The organism is Mesorhizobium sp. M0491 (assembly GCF_040321265.1).
Lineage (GTDB): Bacteria > Pseudomonadota > Alphaproteobacteria > Rhizobiales > Rhizobiaceae > Mesorhizobium.
This window is the reverse complement of sequence record NZ_JAMYRE010000016.1, coordinates 17,094-35,454: the sequence shown is the minus strand read 5'-3', so window position 1 is coordinate 35,454 and position 18,361 is coordinate 17,094. Positions and strand designations below refer to the sequence as shown.

Annotated in this window: 12 protein-coding genes; 8 read left to right on the top strand and 4 right to left on the bottom strand. The window is 65.6% G+C overall.

Features of this window, described 5'->3' with window-relative positions; genetic code table 11:
* Positions 1 to 152: 152 nt before the first annotated feature.
* The gene (locus NKI69_RS21165) at positions 153 to 1,637 is read right to left on the bottom strand and encodes an esterase-like activity of phytase family protein (RefSeq protein ID WP_352722482.1); all 1,485 of its coding nucleotides are present in this window, start codon (positions 1,635 to 1,637) and stop codon (positions 153 to 155) included.
* 243 nt (positions 1,638 to 1,880) lie between these two features.
* Between NKI69_RS21165 and NKI69_RS21160 the strand changes: the two genes are divergently transcribed.
* Together NKI69_RS21160 and NKI69_RS21155 are read left to right on the top strand one after the other, a co-directional pair.
* Complete coding sequence (locus NKI69_RS21160) at positions 1,881 to 4,292, top strand: GcvT family protein (protein WP_352722481.1); 2,412 nt, start codon at positions 1,881 to 1,883, stop codon at positions 4,290 to 4,292.
* Between the two features lie 12 nt (positions 4,293 to 4,304).
* Positions 4,305 to 5,858 (top strand): trimethylamine methyltransferase family protein, encoded by a 1,554-nt coding sequence (locus NKI69_RS21155; protein ID WP_352722480.1) that lies wholly within the window; start codon positions 4,305 to 4,307, stop codon positions 5,856 to 5,858.
* A 142-nt stretch (positions 5,859 to 6,000) separates the two neighbouring features.
* Here NKI69_RS21155 and NKI69_RS21150 read toward each other — a convergent pair whose 3' ends face one another.
* Entirely contained in the window at positions 6,001 to 7,026 is a 1,026-nt protein-coding gene (locus NKI69_RS21150) for a LacI family DNA-binding transcriptional regulator (protein ID WP_352722479.1), read from the bottom strand.
* 197 nt (positions 7,027 to 7,223) lie between these two features.
* Here NKI69_RS21150 and NKI69_RS21145 point away from each other — a divergent pair, with 197 nt between their 5' ends.
* The 5 genes from NKI69_RS21145 to NKI69_RS21125 all read left to right on the top strand — a co-directional run bounded on the left by NKI69_RS21145 (position 7,224) and on the right by NKI69_RS21125 (position 12,210).
* Positions 7,224 to 8,255, top strand: coding sequence for a Gfo/Idh/MocA family protein (locus NKI69_RS21145; RefSeq protein ID WP_352722478.1), 1,032 nt, complete (start codon positions 7,224 to 7,226; stop codon positions 8,253 to 8,255).
* Complete coding sequence (locus tag NKI69_RS21140; protein WP_352722477.1) at positions 8,252 to 9,160, top strand: sugar phosphate isomerase/epimerase family protein; 909 nt, start codon at positions 8,252 to 8,254, stop codon at positions 9,158 to 9,160. The genes NKI69_RS21145 and NKI69_RS21140 overlap by 4 nt, the downstream gene beginning before the upstream one ends.
* A gap of 103 nt (positions 9,161 to 9,263) precedes the next feature.
* Positions 9,264 to 10,277: a substrate-binding domain-containing protein gene (locus NKI69_RS21135; protein WP_023813111.1), complete on the top strand. Its 1,014-nt coding sequence runs from the start codon at positions 9,264 to 9,266 to the stop codon at positions 10,275 to 10,277.
* A gap of 89 nt (positions 10,278 to 10,366) precedes the next feature.
* Positions 10,367 to 11,164, top strand: a complete 798-nt coding sequence (locus tag NKI69_RS21130) for an ATP-binding cassette domain-containing protein (RefSeq protein WP_023813110.1) — start codon at positions 10,367 to 10,369, stop codon at positions 11,162 to 11,164.
* Positions 11,161 to 12,210: an ABC transporter permease gene (locus NKI69_RS21125; protein ID WP_023813109.1), complete on the top strand. Its 1,050-nt coding sequence runs from the start codon at positions 11,161 to 11,163 to the stop codon at positions 12,208 to 12,210. The genes NKI69_RS21130 and NKI69_RS21125 overlap by 4 nt, the downstream gene beginning before the upstream one ends.
* 283 nt (positions 12,211 to 12,493) lie before the next feature.
* On the opposite strand, the gene NKI69_RS21120 is transcribed toward NKI69_RS21125, so the two are convergent.
* Complete coding sequence (locus tag NKI69_RS21120; protein WP_023813108.1) at positions 12,494 to 15,163, bottom strand: ATP-dependent helicase; 2,670 nt, start codon at positions 15,161 to 15,163, stop codon at positions 12,494 to 12,496.
* Positions 15,164 to 15,415: 252 nt separating this feature from the next.
* Between NKI69_RS21120 and NKI69_RS21115 the strand changes: the two genes are divergently transcribed.
* The gene (locus NKI69_RS21115; RefSeq protein ID WP_023813107.1) at positions 15,416 to 17,731 is read left to right on the top strand and encodes a glucose/quinate/shikimate family membrane-bound PQQ-dependent dehydrogenase; all 2,316 of its coding nucleotides are present in this window, start codon (positions 15,416 to 15,418) and stop codon (positions 17,729 to 17,731) included.
* 137 nt (positions 17,732 to 17,868) lie between these two features.
* On the opposite strand, the gene NKI69_RS21110 is transcribed toward NKI69_RS21115, so the two are convergent.
* Entirely contained in the window at positions 17,869 to 18,303 is a 435-nt protein-coding gene (locus NKI69_RS21110) for a hypothetical protein (protein ID WP_023813106.1), read from the bottom strand.
* Between the last annotated feature and the right edge of the window lie 58 nt (positions 18,304 to 18,361).

Genomic DNA, 18,361 nt, shown 5'->3' with positions numbered 1-18,361 from the left:
TGGTGATTTGGGATCCAGTCCACGATGATATCGCAGGCGGGACCGAGATGCACCCTTGCGAACGCGCCGCACGGCTGAAAGCCGCTGCCCCCCGTTCATATCAGCCGCTGCCCCAGCGGACGCGCCAAGCGCGCCCGTCCGTGCAGTGGTCGTTACTTCTTGGCCAGACCCGGCAGCGTGACCTGATAGACCAGGAACATGGTGTCGACATTGGCGCCGTCTTCCGCCTTGTAGGGCGCGGCAACCTGGAAACCGTCCTGGGCAAGGAAGTCGTTGTCGTTGGCGACGAACAGGAAGTAGTCGTCGGGCAGCTTCGCATCGATCACGCTAACCACCGACATCGCCTCCCACTTCTCCGACAGGTTGTTCTTGTCGTTCGGCGCGCCATTGTGCAGGCCGAAGCGGCCGAGCTCGGCACTGTCGTTGATGTCGATGAATGGCGTCAGCTTGGCCGGTGTCACCGATGGGTCGACGACGCCCTTGGGGGCGACCGGCTTGTCAGCGGCATCGAAGGCGCTGTCGGCGATGTCGGTCGCGGTGGATAGGTCGACGACGTTGACCTGGCGATAGAGCGAGGCATCGCCCTTCAGGCCCTGGCCGTTGCCGCTGTCGCGCGCCAGCATCAGGAAGGTCTGATCCGACAGTGCCACGATCTCGCTCTGCGCGGCGACCTTGGTCTTGCCCTTGGCATCCTTGAACACCGGCAGCGGCACGACATACTCATGCGCCAGCTTGAGATGGCCGAGGTCGGATGCGTCGTAGACCAGGGCGCGGGTGTTCTGGCGCGTGGCGGGCGAATCGCCGCCGTCCTGCCGGGGCGCCGACTGCAGCACGGCGATCAGGAACTTGCCGTCTGGCGTCATTGCCATGCCTTCGAGGCCTTGGTTGTTCTGGCGGCCGGTTTCGGGATCCTTCGGATCGGGCTCGGCGGCACCGGGTCCCGGATTGTCCGAGGCGAAGTTCGGCGTGCCGTGGCGCATCGGCACGAGGGCGGCCGGGGGCTGGGTTGCCGACAGCAGATGCCCGTCGGCGGAAAACCGATAGATGTTCGGGCCGTATTCGTCGGAGATGAACATCGAACCATCGGGCAGCCGCACGATCGCCTCGTTGTCGAGCGCCAGCTTGCCATTGTCGGCTTGCGGCAGGATCGGCATGTCGCCGCTTGCCGCGCGCACGCCGTTGAGCGGATCGAGGCCTGTGGCATCAGCGCCCTTGTCGTCGGTGAGCAGCATAGTGTCGGCAAGCGTCGCCTTGACGCCCGTCTGCTCCTGGCCGGCAGCAGGTGCCGCACCCAATGCAGTCGGCGTGAATTCGATGCCGATCGTGTTGAGGCGCGGCCGGTAGTCGGTCGTGCCGACCACATTGTAGCCGCGGTCCGGCAGCAGCCAGAGCGAGCCTTTGTAGCCGCCAGCATCATGCGTCCAGCCTGATGTGTCGATCGCCATGCCGGAGCCCGAACCAAACGTCTCGCCGAACTTGTCGCGCTGAGCGGCCGCGATGCGACCGACGCCGACCAGCCCTTTGTTGACAAAGCTCGTGCCGCCGACGGTCGCGGTGCTGTCGGCGAGGGCCGGCGTCAAGGCGGTGAACAAGGCCAGCGCGACGCCGAGCGACGCGGTTCGGTACAGGTGTTTCATGGATAATCCTCTTTGTGATGGATGTGCCGGAGCGGCCGCGGGATGAAAAACTGAAAGAGGTGCGACACCGATGGTGCCGCGCGCGCCTCCCCGAAACGCGGTCTACGGCGCGAACATGATGCTTGCGTGACAGCACGCAGTGCATGCCGGCGGTCGACGAAAAACGATGCGCGCGCGCGGAACTAGACACTTATGTCCAGTGCGTATATGGTCCAGCCTTCGGACTAACCGTGGAGGGAAGCCTTGAAGTCGCACTACCGCGCAGTCGTCATTGGGGGTGGCGTGGTCGGGGCCTCGGTCCTCTACCACCTGACGCGTTTCGGCTGGAGCGATGTGGCGCTGATCGAGCGTGCCGAACTGACGGCCGGCTCGACCTGGCACGCGGCGGCCGGGTTCCACGCGCTCAACGCCGACCCCAACGTCGCGGCGCTGCAGGACTACACCATCAATCTCTACCGCGAGATCGAGGCCGAATCCGGCTGGGATATCGGCCTGCATATGACCGGCGGCGTCAACATCGCCAGCGATCCCGCGCGCTGGGAGTGGCTGAAATCGGCCTGGGCGGTGTTCCAGTCGGTCGGCATCGAGACCGCTAGGTTGGTAACGCCCGATGAGATCAAGACGATCTGCCCGATCGTCGACGTCACCGGTGTGCTTGGCGGGCTGCATGATTCCAACGAAGGCCATCTCGACCCGTACGGCACGACGCATGCCTATGCCGGCGCTGCAAAAAAGCGCGGCGCCGACATCATCCTGCGCAACCGGGTCGTCGAGCTGATGGCGCGCGCCGACGGTCGCTGGGATGTCGTCACGGAGCAGGGCACCATCATCGCCGAGCACGTCGTCAACGCCGGCGGGCTGTGGGCAAAGCAGCTCGGCCGCATGGCCGGCGTCGACCTGCCGGTGACGCCGATGGAGCACCATTATTTCATCACTGAGGACATTCCCGAGATCGCGGCGCTGGACAGGGAAATCGGCATCGCCGTCGATCTCGATGGCTTTTCGTATCTCCGGCAGGAGCGCAAGGGCGTGCTGCTGGGCGTTTACGAGCAGAATCCGAAGCACTGGAACATGGATGGTGCGCCATGGGACTACGGCATCGAGCTGATCCCGGAAGACATCGATCGCATCAGCCCGGAACTCGCCAAGGCGCATGAGCGCTTCCCCTGCCTGGCGACTGCCGGCATCCGCAAATGGGTCAACGGTGCCTTCACCTTCACCCCGGACGGCAATCCGATTGTCGGGCCGGTGCGGGGGCTGAAGAATTACTGGGTCGCCTGCGGCGTCATGGCCGGTTTCAGCCAGGGCGGCGGCGTCGGCAAGTCGCTGGCCGAATGGATGATTTACGGCGAACCGCAGGCCGACATTTTTGGCATGGACATCGCCCGCTACGGCGCCTTCGCCGCCAACCGGGAATATCTCAAGCAGACGACACGCCAGTTCTATTCGCGCCGCTTCGTCATGACCTTTCCCAATGAGCGGCTGCCCGCCGGCCGGCCGCTGAAACGCCCCGGCGCCTATGACGGCATGACGGCCGCGGGATGCGAATGGACAGCGTCGTGGGGGCTGGAAATCCCGGCCTATTTCGCGCCGATGGGATTTGCCGAGAACACGACGCTGCGGCGCTCCAACGCCTTCGACATCGTCGGCGACGAGGCGCTGCAGGTGCGGCGCGCCGCCGGTCTCGTCGATATCTCGGCCTATTCGCGCTATGCGGTGGCGGGGCCAGGTGCGGAAGCCTGGCTCGACCGGCTGCTCGCCTGCAAGCTGCCGAAACCCGGACGGGCCGGCCTGGCGCCAATGCTCGGTCTTGACGGACGGCTGAAGGGCGATCTCACCGTCTTCAACTGGGGCGGCGGCAGCTATTGGCTGATGGGCTCCTACTATCTCCGGGAATTCCACATGCGCTGGTTCGAGAGCCATGCGGCTGAAGGCGTCACCGTCGCCGACCTGTCCGACACGATGAGCGGCTTTCTGCTGACCGGGCCGAACGCGCGCAAAATACTGGAGCGAACGACGCATCAGGATGTTTCCGGCGCAGCGCTGCCGTTCATGGCCTGCGGCGCATTTGATATCGGCATGGTGCAGGCACGTGTTGCGCGGCTGTCGATATCAGGCGAACTCGGCTTCGAAATCAGTTGCCCCGTGACCATGCATGCCACTCTGCGCGACACGCTGCTGGGCGCTGGCGAGGATCTGGGCCTTGCCGAAATCGGCTACTATGCGCTCAATGCGCTGCGGCTGGAGAAGAGCTTTGGCATCTGGTCGCGCGAATTCACGCAAGGCTACACGCCGGGCCAGACCGGTCTCGACCGGTTCATCGCTTTCGGCAAGAGCGACTTCATCGGCCGCGAAGCTGCCTTGAAACAGCGCGAGGCCGGTAGCGGCCAAAGCCTTGTGACCCTGGAAATCGATGCGTTCGACGCCGACGCCAGCGGCTTCGAGCCGGTCTGGTATCAGGGCCGACGCGTCGGCTTCGTCACGTCGGGCGGCTATGGCTATACGGTCGGCAAGAGCCTGGCGCTGGCGCTGGTCGACCGCGATGTTGCAGGCGAGGGCACCGCGCTCTCCGTACATGTCGTGGGTGAGGAACGGCCGGCGCATGTCGTCGCGGCCTCGCCCTACGATCCCGAGGGCAAGGCAATGCGGCAATGAGGAGGATTTCCGATGGTCGATGACGCGGCACGGGATGGCAGGCGCGAACGCCGGCGTGGACGCACGGGCGAGGCCGGCAGCGAAAGCAGCCGCCGGCCGAATTACCATTCGCTGAAGAACCCGTTCCTGCCGCAGCCGATCTTCTCGGATGATCAGGTCGTCGCCATCCATGACACGGCGTTGCGCGTGCTGGAAGAGCTCGGCATCAAGGTGCTGCTGCCGCAGGCGCGTGAGCTTTTCGCCAATGCCGGCGCCCTGGTCGATCCGGACACCGACATGGTGCGCATCGGGCGCGACATGGTGACGGCGGCACTCGCCTCGGCGCCGAGATCGATCCACGCTCATGCCGGTTCGCGCGCCCGCGATCTGACGCTGGAGCTCGGCTCGATGACCTTCCTGGCCGGATGCGGGGCACCGAACGTCACCGATCTCGAGCGCGGCCGGCGGCCGGGAACACTGGCGGATTTCGAGGATCTCATGCGGCTGGTGCAGCATTTCGACGTGCTGCATATGCTGGGGCCCTGCATCGAACCGCAGGATGTCGACAACCGCTTTCGGCACTATGCCGTCAACCGCGCGCAGCTGACGCTGTCGGACAAGTTTCCATTCGTCTTCGCGCGCGGTACGCCGCAGGTCGAGGACGGGTTCGAGATGCTGCGGCTGGCGCGCGGCCTGTCGCAGGACGAGTTTCTGGCAAATGCATATTGCTACACCGTCATCAACACCAACTCGCCGCGCCAGCTCGACATCCCGATGGCGCAAGGCATCATCGATTTCGCCCGCGCGGGCCAAATCTCCGTCATCACGCCGTTCTGCCTGGCAGGCGCCATGGCGCCGATCACGGTGGCCGGCGCGTTGACGCTGCAGCACGCCGAAGCGCTGGCCGGGCTGACGCTGGCGCAGATCGTGCGGCCGGGTGCGCCGGTCGTCTATGGCTCGTTCTCCTCCAATGTCGACATGAAATCCGGCGCGCCAGCCTTCGGTACGCCCGAGCATGTCAAGGCGACGCTGGGTGCCGGTCAGCTGGCGCGCTTCACCGGGCTGCCGTGGCGGTCCGGCGGCGGCAGTGCCGCAAACATCTCGGATGCGCAGGCCGCGCACGAAACGCAGTTCGCGCTGTGGGGTTCGGTGCTGGCTGGGGCGACGATGTGCATCCATGCCGCCGGCTGGCTGGAGGGCGGCCTCAGTGTCTCCTTCGAGAAGCTGATCACCGACATCGAGGCGCTGCAGACGGTGGCTGAACTTTGTGCCGCGACGCCCGGCGACACCGATACGATCGGCTTCGAGGCGATCGCCGAGGTGCAGCCGGGCGGCCACTTCTTCTCGGCCGGCCACACCATGGCGCGCTACCGCACCGCCTTCTACGAACCGCTGGTGGCCGACTGGTCGAATTTCGGCAACTGGACGCAGAGCGGCTCGAAGACGGCGAGCGAGCGCGCCACCGGTGTCTGGAGACGGGTGCTTTCCGATTTCGCGCCGCCGGCAACGGCTGCCGCCACCGCCGGCGTGCTGGATGAGTTTATCGCGCGGCGCACGGCAGAGGGCGGAGCGGCGCCGGTGTCTTAAGGCCGGCTCTCGCTGATCGCCCTGGTTGTGGCGCGATCCGGAGCCTACAGCGCCTCCCGCGCATTCAAGGTTGCGGCCGGTGCACTGCGGCACCGGTGTGCTGTTTGAGGGGAGGACGACATCGGCGGTCCTGCTGCCACCATCAATCGCTGTCGCGCGCGACCAGCTCCAGCGGCCAGACCTCGCGGATGATCCGTGCACCCTCGGGGCCGGCGAAGGCCGGGATCGAGGCCAGCAGCATTTCCGCGAGGCGTTGTCCCATTGGCTCCAGCGCCGGGCGGAAGGCGGTCAGCGCCGGGGAAAAATAGCGGCAGAGCGGCGTGTCGACGATGACGGTCACCGCGATGTCGTGGCCCGGCCGGATGCCCATCTCGGCCAGCGCCTTGCAGCCGCCCAGCGCCATTGCGTCATTGTTGAAGATGATGGCGCTCGGCGGGGCCTTGGAGCGCATCACCTGAGGCGTCACCTCGTAGCCGCCGGCCTCGTTGATGAAGCCGGAGGCGATCAGCTCGGGGTCGATCTCGATGCCGTGCCGCTTCAGGGCCTTGCGGTAGCCGGCCAGGAACAAATAGCCGAAGTTGAGGTCGAGCGACGGACGGACGGCGGCGATGCGGCGGTGGCCGCGCGCCACCAGGCGGTCGACGGCGTCGGCGCCGGCCTTCTCGAAATCGAGGTCGAGGGAAGGATAGGACTTGGCCCCGGAGCGACTGCGGCCGAGCGTGGCGAAGGGAAAGCCGGCTTGCGTGAGATAGTCGATGCGCTCGTCCTCGCGCCGCGTCCAGGCCAGCAGCACCGCGTCGGCGCGGCGCGTTTCGACGACACGGCGCAGGCGCTCCTGCTGGTAGTCGCCCGGCGCCCCCATGACCACGGTCAGGTCGAGCCCGCTTTCGGCAAGCCTGGCCTGCAGCCCGATCAGGAATGGAATGAAGAACGGCTCGCCATATTGCTGGTCACCGGGATGCGGCTGCAGCATGAACGCGATCGAATGGGTGGCGCCTTGCCTCAGGCTGCGGCCGGACTGGTTCGGCGAATAGTTGAGCGTCCTGGCCGCCTCGAGCACGCGCTGGCGCGTGTCGGCATTTACATCGGCGCGGCCGTTCAGCGCTCGCGACACCGTGCCGATCGATATGTTCAAGTGACGGGCAAGGTCGTGAATGCTGGACGCCAAGAGACTGTTCTCCCCCTTGCTTGGCTAGCACCGGTAGCCGCTCAGGCCAAGGCGGTAAGACGAATTTCGCCAAGGGCCAATTGACATTCTACGCCTCCGGGTGTGTTCTCGTAAACGTTTACGGAAAAACGTTTACGGTCCTGCCGTGGATGCCGTGACGATCGGCCTGGAGGGACCGAGCGGAGGAGGAGCGCTGGATGATCGATGTCGTCCTGGTCGGCTGCGGAGCGATGAGCAAGGCCTGGCTCGATGCCATCAGGCAGATCCACGGGCTCACCCTTGTCGGCCTCGTGGATCTCGATGCCGACAGGGCACGGGCGAGGGCGCGCGAATACGACCTCACCAATGCTGTCATCGGCAGCAATCTCGACGCCGTGCTCGACCAGACCAAACCGCAAGCGGTGTTCGACGTGGTGGTTCCAGCCGCCCGGCGCGAAGTCGCTTTTTCCGCTTTTGCCCACAATTGCCATCTGCTGACGGAAAAGCCGCTCGCCGACAGTCCGGAAAATGCGCGCGCCATCGTCGAGGCCGCGCGCCGCGCCGGGCGCATTCACGCCGTCGTGCAGAACCGCCGCTATGTCGCCAATGTCAGGCGCATCCGCAGATTCCTGGATTCCGGCGCCATTGGTACGCCGACCAGCATCCACGCCGACTTCTTCGTCGCGCCGCATTTCGGCGGCTTTCGCGAGGAGATGGCGCATGTGCTGCTGCTCGACATGGCGATCCACACCTTCGACGCCGCCCGCTACATGGTCGCCGGCGAGCCGGCCAATGTCTATTGCCAGGAATGGGAGCCGGCCAATTCCTGGTACCGGCAGGGATCGTCGGCCAGCGCCGTCTTCGATCTCGGCCGCGGCAAAAACTTCACCTATGCCGGCAGCTGGTGCGCCGCCGGCTTCCGCACCAGTTGGGAAAGTACATGGCGCATCGTCGCCGAGCGCGGCAGCCTCATCTGGGACGGTCATGACGACCTGAGGGCAGAAGCAGTGATGCCGGGCCGCGACGGAATGTTCGACAAAACCCAGCCGATCGCGGTGCCGCCGCTCGATGCGTCCGATCGCGTCGGCGGCCATCTCGGCATTCTCCAGGATTTCGTGGACGCCATCGAGACCGGCACCGAGCCGGAAACGCGCGGCGCCGACAACATCAAGAGCCTGGCCATGGTTTTCGGCGCCATCGAAAGCGCCGAGACCGGCCGCCGCGTGACAATCGCAGAGGACGCACAATGACGCCGAACCCGCTTCTCGACATCCGGATCGGCACCATGGTGCGGGCCAATCTCGACGACCCGGCGGCTTACGTCAAACAGATCCTGCCGCTCGGCTTCGAGAGCATCCAACCCTTCTTCTGGCAGACGCTTGGCGGCAAGGACCTGCCGCTTCTCGCCGGCCAGATCCGCGAGGCGATCGGCGATGCCGACGTCACCGTGTCCTCGCTCGGCGTGTTCGGCAATCCGCTGGAAGACGGCGAGGTCGACCGCGGCGTGCTCAAGGCCTGGGAGACGGTGATCGACAACGCGCATCTGTTCGGCACCTCGATGGTCAGCGGCTTCACCGGCCGTCTGCGCGGCAAGCCTCTGCCGGACAGCCTGCCGCGCTTCAAGGAGGTCTGGGGACCGCTGGCCAAGCGCGCCGCCGACAAGGGCGTCCGCATCGCCTTCGAGAACTGCGCCATGGACGGCAACTGGGCCGCCGGCGACTGGAATATCGCCCACAATCCGGACGCCTGGGAGATGATGTTCAACGAAGTGCCGGACGACAATCTGGGCCTCGAATGGGAGCCCTGCCACCAGCTCGTCTATCTGATCGATCCGATGCCGCAGATCCGCAAATGGGCGCCGCGCATCTTCCATGTGCACGGCAAGGACGCGACGGTGCGTTGGGACGTGATCCGCGAGCATGGCGTGTTCGGCCGACTGCCCTTCGTGCAGATGCGCACGCCCGGTTTCGGCGACAGCGACTGGACCCGGGTGATCAGCGAATTGCGACTGGCCGACTACAAGGGGGCCATCGATATCGAAGGCTGGCACGACCCGGTCTATCGCGGCGACCTCGAGATCACCGGCCAGGTGCGGGCGCTGGAATATCTCAAGCAATGCCGGGGAGGGGCCAGCTACCTGCCGAACCCGATGTGAGGATCGGCCGGCGGGAGGAGCCGGCCGGGATGTCTGTAGCGCGCATTGCCGAAGCGAATGTCGAAACCCCTCGCTTGCGAGGACAAAAAGGGAGGATAAGTGCATGAGCATGACGATGAGAAGGACCGTTCTGCGCTCGACCGTCGTGGCCGCCGCCACGGTGCTTGCCGCTGCGATCTCCACCTTGCCCGCGCAGGCGCTCGACGCCAAATGGTGCAAGGATGTCCACATCCGCTTCTTCGTCGGCGGCGCCGAGGGCGACGCTTTCGGCACCATCGTCTATAATGGCGCCAAGCAGGCAGAGACCGATCTCGGGCCGAAGGTCGACTACATCTTCTCCCAGTGGGACATCGAAAAGATGGTGCAGCAACTGCGCGAGGCCATTGCGGTCAAGCCCAACGGCATCGCCATGATGGGCCACCCCGGCGACGCGTCGATCATGCCGCTCGCCAAACAGGCGCACAAGGACGGCATCAAGATGATGTACCAGAACGTGCCGGTGCCAACGGTGACGGCGGCGTTCGGCGGCGGCTATGTCGGCGCCCAGCAGGAGCAACAGGGCCGCGCGCTCGGCGCCGAGGCATTCAAGCTCGGCAAGCTGAAGGCCGGCGACAAGGCGATCATGATCGGCCCGTTCGAGAATGAGGCCCGCGGCGCGCGTGAGCGCGGCACGGTGGCGGCGCTCAAGGAGGCCGGCGTCGAGGTCATCCAGCTGTCCTCGCCGCCGAGCGGCGAATGGGCGTCCGATCCCAATCTGGCCATTCCGGTGATCACCGCGGCGCTGCTCAACAATCCCGACGTCAAGGCGGTCGGCTATCCCGGCGGGCAGATGCTCGGCAATGTCTCGACCTACATGCAGGCGGCGGGACGCAAGGCGGGCGAGATCTTCAATTTCGGCTTTGACACCAGTCCGCAGATCGTCGAGGGCTTCAAGGGCGGCTGGGTGCAATTGACCGCCGACCAGCAACCGTTCCTGCAGGGCTATCTGCCGATCCTCAGCCTCTGCCAGCAGGTGGTGCTGGGGCTGGCGCCGATGAATGTCGACACCGGCGCCGGCTTCGTCACGCCCGAAAATTACGAGATCGTCGCCGAGCTCGCCAAGCAGGCGCTGCGCTGACCTCCCAAGCCGCCGGCCGGGATCTCAGGCCCCGGCCGGTGGGACCGCTGGCGACGAAGCCGGCAAGCGACAATCAAAGCGAGGATCCGATGGCAGAACGCCTCATCGAACTGCGCGACATCAGCAAATCCTATGGCCAGGTCTATGCACTGGGCGGGGTCAATCTCAGCGTCGACCGCGGCGAGGTCGTCGGCCTGCTCGGCGACAATGGCGCCGGCAAGTCGACGCTGATCAAGATCCTCTCCGGCGTGGTCAAGCCGACCAGTGGCGAAATCCTCGTGCGCGGCAAGCCGGTGACCGGGTGGAGCGCCGCGCGTTCGCGCGAGGCCGGCATCGAGACGGTGTTCCAGGACCGGGCGCTGGCCGTGCAGCAGACCATCGTTCGCAACATCTTCATGGGCCGCGAGCTGACCGGATTCCTGGGCTTTCTCAGGGTCAACAAGGAGATCGAGGAGGCAAGCCGGCTGATGCGCGAGATCGGCTTCACCTCGAAAGTGTTCACGCCGCAGTCGATCGTCGGCCAGCTTTCGGGTGGCGAGCGCCAGGGCGTGGCGATCGCCCGCGCCATCTACAAGCAGGCGGAGTTGATCGTCCTCGACGAGCCGACGACGGCGTTGTCGCTGACCGAAACCGCCAAGGTGTTCCATTTCGTGCGCCAGGTGCGGGCGAGCGGCCGCTCGATCCTGTTCATCGGCCACAACATCCATCATGTCTTCGACATCGCCGACCGCTTCGTCGTGCTCGACCGCGGCAAGGTCGCACTGACGACCGACCGCAGCGAGGTCAAGTCGGCCGAAGATCTCATCAACTTCATGGAAGAGGTCGCGCATCCCGGCGGATTGGCCGGGCTGCACGATGCCGGCGACGCGGAGCAGAGAGCACGATGAGCAAGACCATGGAGCCCGACCTGCACGAGCCGTCCGCCGGCATTCCCCGCCCCAGTGCCCAGAAAGAGTGGAAACACCCATCCGATCACTGGATGCGCGGCTTCATCCTCGACAACCGTGCCGCGCTCGGCACGCTCGCCGTGTTCATCGTCATGATGGCGGTGTTCATGATCGCCAACCCGACCGTCTTCACCACCTGGTATCTCTACCGCTCGGTGCTGACGACGCTGCCGGTGGCGCTGTTCGTGGTGGTGCCGCTGGTGTTCGTCGTCACCTGCGGCGAGATCGACCTGTCGTTTCCGGCAACGATGGGCTTCGCCTCATGGGTCTTCGCGCTGGTCGTGCAGGCCGGCTACGATCCGTTTCTCGGCATCGCCGCGGCGCTCGTCACCGGCATGCTGCTCGGCTTCCTGGTAGGCTCGCTGGTGGTCTATGGCGGGCTGTCTTCACTGATCGCCACGCTCGGCATGAATTTCCTGCTGCGCGGCCTGATCCAGATCATCAACGAAGGCAAGTCGATGGCGCTGACCAGCCTCAGCGACAGCTGGGCCTACACGATCTTCTCAAGCCAGCTGCTGGGCATTCCGGTGCAGATCTTCTGGGCCATCGGTTTCGTCGTGCTGTCGGCGATGCTCTATAACCGCCATCGCTTCGGCGCGCAGGTGAGGGTGGTCGGCGACAACCCCGACAGCGCCCAGCAGATGGGCATCGACGTCAAGCGCGTGCGGGTGAAAGTGTTCGTCTTCGTCGGCATTGGTGCTGCGATCGCCGGCACCTTCTCGGTGATGATCAATTTCACCTGGTGGCCGACCGCCGGCGACGGCTATCTCCTGCCGGTGCTGGCCTCGGTGTTCGTCGGCGGCACGCCGACCTGGGGCGGCATCGGCACCGTGGTCGGCGGCGCCATCGGCGCCGTCACCGTGTCGTTCATCCAGACCGGTGTCGTGGCGGCAGGCCTGAGCGGCTTTTACGTCCAGTTCTTCAACGGCCTGATCATCATCCTGTCACTGCTGGGGCATAAGTGGAACCAGGCGCGGTATCGGTGAGGGGCTGTTTCGTTGGCGGACCGCATGCCTTGCGCGGACGCCCATCATTTCGTCATCCACGGGCGAAGCAAGGAGCGTAGCGACGCGGCGCAGACCCGAGGATCCATGCCGCGACTTAAAAGTACCGCTCCGGTTGTGGAATTCTGCTCCGCTGCATTTCTGGGCGAAGGTCGCGGCATGGATCCTCGGGTCTCCGCGACGTCGCTTCGCTCCTGCTCCGCCCGTGGATGACGAAGGTGGGGGCTTCCGCCAGAGAATGGTCGCTTGTAGGGCAAGCAACCGCTCACACCGCCGCGACGAACCCGTCCAGCACGCGCTTCTGGCCGGCCTTGTCGAAGTCGATGGTCAGCTTGTTGCCTTCGATGGCCGAGATGTTGCCGTTGCCGAATTTCTGGTGGAAGACGCGGTCGCCGACGTTGAAGGCGGATGGCGTGTCGGAGACGGATTTGGCGACCAGTTCGCCGTCGATGGTGCGGCCTTTGACCGAGGTGCGGCCGGCGCCGTAGCCGGAGTCGGTTTCGCCATAGCCGATGCGCTCGACCTGGTGGCCGGAGCGCGAGCCCCAGTTGCGGTCGGTCGCCTCGGTGCGGTTGGCCTGGGCGCGCTGCCAGCCCGGCGTCGCATAGGTGTTGGAGAAGGCGCCGGATTTTTCGGTGTCGGCGCCGACATTGTCGAAGCGCGAGGCGCCATAGGGGTTCTGCCGTCCTGCCCCCTGGCCGCCACGGCCGGAGGCAAAAGAACCGCCGCCGTAGGAATTGCCGTAGCCGCCGTAGCTGTTGCCGCTTTCGGCGACCTCGACATGGGCTTCCGGCAGTTCGTCGAGAAAGCGCGACGGGATGGTCGACTGCCACAGGCCGTGGATGCGGCGGTTGGAGACGAACCACAGATGCAGGTTCTTCTTGGCGCGGGTCAGGCCGACATAGGCGAGCCGGCGCTCTTCCTCCAGTCCGGAGCGGCCGCCTTCGTCCAGCGCGCGCTGATGCGGGAACAGGCCTTCTTCCCAGCCGGGCAGGAAGACGGTCTCGAATTCGAGGCCCTTGGCCGAATGCAGCGTCATGATCGAGACGGCGTCGAGCCCGGCGTTCTGCTCAGCGTCCATGACCAATGCGACATGCTCGAGGAAGGAGCGCAGCGATTCATACTCCTCCATCGAGCGGATCAGCTCTTTCAGGTTCTCCAGCCGGCCGGGCGCTTCGACCGAGCGGTCGTTCTTCCACATGTCGGTGTAGCCGCTCTCTTCGAGAATGGTCTCGGCGAGTTCGGTGTGCGGCGTGGTTTCCAGCGCCTTCTGCCAGCGTTCGAAATTGGCCGCGACTTCGCGCAAGGCGGCGCGGGGCTTCGGCTTCAACTCGTCGCTTTCGGCCAGCTTGGCGGCGGCTTCCAGCATTGGGATGCGCAGCGCGCGGGCCGTGTCGTGGATCTGGCGGATGGTGGCTTCACCAAGGCCGCGCTTGGGCACATTGACGATGCGCTCGAAGGCGAGGTCGTCGGCGCCTTGCGCCACCACGCGGAAGAAGGCCAGCGCATCGCGGATCTCCATGCGTTCATAGAAGCGCGGACCGCCGATGACGCGGTAGTTGAGGCCGAGCGTGACGAAGCGGTCCTCAAACTCGCGCATCTGGAAGGAGGCGCGGACCAGGATCGCCATGTCGTTGAGATTGTGCTTTTGCCGCTGGTAGGTCTCGATCGTCTCGCCGACGGCGCGGGCTTCCTCCTCGGAATCCCAGGCGGCGTGGACATGCACCTTGCCGTCCTCGGGATCGTTGCGGTCGGTGAACAGCGTCTTGCCGAAGCGGCCCTCATTGTGGGCTATGAGGTGGGAGGCGGCCCCCAGTATGTGCGCGGTCGAGCGGTAGTTGCGCTCCAGCCGGATGATGGTGGCGCCGGGAAAATCCTTGTCGAAGCGCAGGATGTTGTCGACCTCGGCGCCGCGCCAGCCATAGATGGATTGGTCGTCGTCGCCGACGCAGCAGATGTTGACTTTGTTGTCGCTCACGGCCGCGCGCTCGCTTCGTTCGCTGGCCTCCGCGGGGGCGGCCTGGCCGGCCGACGCCCGGTCGGGCTTGCGGCCTTCGGCCGATCGCAGGTCCGTCGATGTCGACGCGCGCCCGGAATCGGGCCTCTGCGCCAAAAGCCGCAGCCACATGTACTGCGCGGTGTTGGTGTCCTGGTACTCGTCGACGAGGATGTATTTGAAGCGCTTGTGGTATTCCTTCAGCACGTCCGGATTGGCGCGGAAGATGCGGATCGGGTGGCAGAGCAGGTCGCCGAAATCGCAGGCGTTCAGCGTCTTCAGCCTCTCCTGATAGGCCTTGTAGAGCTCGCGGCCCTTGCCGTTGGCGAAGGCGCGGGCGTCGCCCTCGGCGATGTCGGCCGGGCCTTGCCCCTTGTTCTTCCAGCCGTCGATCATCTGGGCGAACTGCTTGGCCGGCCAGCGCTTGTCGTCCAGACCTTCGGCCTGGATCAGCTGCTTGATCAGCCGCACGACGTCGTCGGTGTCGAGGATGGTGAAGTCGGAGCGCAAACCGGCGAGTTCGGCATGGCGGCGAAGCAGCTTGACGCCAATCGAGTGGAAGGTGCCGAGCCATGGCATACCCTCGACATCGCCTTCGCCGATCAGCACGCCGATGCGGATCTTCATCTCGCGCGCGGCTTTGTTGGTGAAGGTTACCGCGAGGATCTGCGACGGGAACGCCTTGCCGGTGGCGAGGATGTGGGCGATGCGCGTGGTGAGCACGCGGGTCTTGCCGGTACCGGCACCGGCCAGCACCAGAACCGGCCCCTCCGTTGTTTCAACAGCTAGCCGCTGCTCCGGGTTGAGGCCCTTCAGATAGTCGGGTGCGTTGTTGTGTCCGCTGCGGGCAGCCATGGCGCGCGCGGCGATGCCCGACGGGGCCGTGGGCCGCGCATTGGGTTCGTCGAAAAAGGGCATGTCTTCGGAAAAGCCGGACATTGCCCCGAATGTAGTGATTCGGTGGGGAAAGACCAGAACTGTCTACGTTTTGTTCCGCTAAAGTGCCCGATTGCTGCCCCGCGCTCCCACTGCGGTCGATGTTATCCCAATTGCGATGGACCATTGCGGCTTGCGCTTGAGGCCCGTGCTTGACAGGCGGGACCGTCAGGAGAAAGTTGTGCTTCGGGCAGCGACGCAATGCCGGGTTGCCATGGCCGCGCCGCGAAGCGCAACAGTCGAAGGAGTATCATCTTGGCTGTCACCATCACCTCCCTCATTCTTTTCCTCATCGGCCTGGCACTCGGCGGCGGCGGCATCCGCCTGGCGATGCTGGGCGGCAGCTGGTACTATGTCATTGCCGGCCTTGCCTTCCTGATCGCCGCCTGGCTGCTCTACCGGCGCAGGTCCACCGCACTGTGGCTCTACGCGGTGATCGTGCTCGGCACGCTGGCCTGGGCGGTCTGGGAAACCGGCTTCGACTGGTGGGAACTCGGACCGCGCGGCGGCATCATCGTGCTTCTCGCTTTGTGGCTGCTGACGCCATGGGCGAGGCGGGGTCTTGCCGGCCCTGACGGGCGCGCACCGCTGATCCTTGCCGTGCTGGCATCACTGGCCGTCGCCGGTTATTCGATGACCTCAGATCCGAAGGACATTGCCGGCGAACTCGGCACCGACAAGGTGGTCGCCAACGCCAATCTCGGCAATGATGTGCCGGCCGGCGAGTGGCACTATTACGGCCGCACGCAGTTCGGCCAGCGCTATTCGCCGCTCGACCAGATCACACCGGACAATGTCGCCAAGCTGCAGCCTGCCTGGACCTACCAGACCGGCGATGTGAAGGGTCCCGACGATGTCGGCGAGACCACCTATCAGGTGACGCCGCTGAAGATCGGCGACACGCTCTACATCTGCACGCCGCATAATTTCGCCATCGCCATCGATGCCGCGAGCGGCAAGGAGAAATGGCGCTTCGATCCCAAGGTCAAGCTCGACAAGGACCGCCAGCACCAGACCTGCCGCGGCGTGGCCTATTACGCCGATGCCGCCGGCGCCGCCGGGCAGCCCTGTGCGACCCGCGTCTACCTGCCGACCTCGGATGCGCGGCTGATCGCGCTCGACGCCGCCAACGGGCAGGTCTGCCCGGCTTTTGCCGAGGGCGGCACGCTGAACCTTCTGACCAACATGCCCTATCCGAAGTCGGGCTATTACTACTCGACCTCGGCCCCGCTGATATCAGGCGGCAAGATCATCGTCGGCGGCGCGGTCAACGACAATTATTCGACGCAGGAGCCGTCCGGCGTCATCCGCGCCTACGACGCTGCCACCGGCGCGCTGGTGTGGAACTGGGATTCCGGCAATCCGGACCAGACGACGCCGCTGCCGGCCGGCCAGACCTATACCGCCAACTCGCCCAACATGTGGTCGACGCCGAGCGCCGACGAGAAGCTCGGCCTGCTCTACGTGCCGCTCGGCAACCAGACGCCGGACCAGCTCGGCGCCGGGCGCAGCGCCAATGTCGAGAAGTTCTCGTCGTCGATCACCGCGCTCGACCTCAACACCGGGCAGGTGCGCTGGGTGCGGCAGACCGTGCACCACGATCTCTGGGACATGGACGTACCGGCACAGCCGAGCCTGATCGACATCAGCAAACCCGACGGCACGGTGGTGCCGGCGCTGGTCGGGCCGACCAAGCAGGGCGACCTCTATGTGCTCGACCGCCGCACCGGCGAGCCGGTCATTGCGGTCAACGAAGTGCCGGCGCCCGGCGGCGCGATCGAAGGCGACCACACATCGCCGACGCAGCCGGTCTCCGATCTCACCTTCATGCCGAAGCCGCTCACCGGCGCCGACATGTGGGGCCTAACCATGTTCGACCAGTTGGCCTGCCGGATCGAATTCCAGGGCCTGCGCTATGAGGGGCGCTATACGCCGCCTTCCGTCCAGGGCTCGCTGATCTATCCCGGCAATTTCGGCACCTTCAACTGGGGTGGCGTCGCCGTCGATCCGGTCCGGCAGGTGCTGTTCGGCATGCCGACCTACCTGGCGTTCAAGTCGCAGTTGATCCCGCGCGATCAGGTGCCGCCGCCGGACGAAGGGCGCGGCAGCGAGCAGGGGCTGAACCGCAACGAGGGCGCGCCCTATGCGGTGGTGATGGGGCCGTTCCTGTCGCCGCTTGGCATCCCTTGCCAGGCGCCGCCCTGGGGCTATGTCGCCGGCGCCGATCTCAGGACCGGCAAGATCGCCTACAAGCACCGCAACGGCACCGTCTACGACATGACGCCGCTGCCGCTGCCGCTGAAAGTCGGGGTGCCGGGCATCGGCGGGCCGATGATCACCGCTGGTGGCGTCGCCTTCCTGGGGGCCGCGGTCGACGACTATCTGCGCGCCTACGACCTGACATCGGGCAAGCAGCTGTGGCAGGCGCGGCTGCCGGCCGGCGGGCAATCGACGCCGATGACCTATACGGTCGCCGACGGCCGCCAGTTCGTGGTCATCGTCGCCGGCGGCCACGGTTCAGTCGGCACCAAGCCTGGGGACTATGTGATGGCCTACGCGCTGCCGAAGTAGGGGCGACAGGGTAACGCGATCTTTCAGAGGTCGCGCCGCCCCTCATCTGTGCCGGTGTCTTTTCCCGTATAGTGACGGGGAAAAGTGCCCGACTGGGCGATGAGGGGCGGGAAATCTTCCGATCGGCCCGTTCTCGATCAGCCGATCCCCAGATGACCCTTCAGGCTGGGCACCGAGCCGAGCACCGTGTTGGTCAGGTCGGGGCCGGCGGCGGCTTCGGCCTGCTGGATCAGCGTCGCGCCGGCCTTCTGGATCTGCGCCATGTCGAGCCCGGATGCCTTGAGCGCGGCGACGCCGTTGATCAGCGCGCCGGCCTTCTCGCCGAGAACGCCGCCAAGCGCCCCCTGCAACGACGACAGAAAACCGCCACCGCCGGCCGGAGCGGCAGCCATGACGTCATATTGATGGGCGAGGTCGTCGGCGCCGGGGATCTTGGCGAAGAACGCCGAGACGCTTGTGCCTTCCGCCTCGTGTTCGAGCACCGAGAAAATGGTGCCGACGACTTTCTCCGTCGTCGTCTGGTCGAGGCCGGCCTTCTGCGAAACGGTGTTGACGATGTCCTGGACGTTCATAGCGTCACCTCAACCCTGGGTTTTCGCGTTGCGGTTCCGCTCAGTGCGGACCCTGATC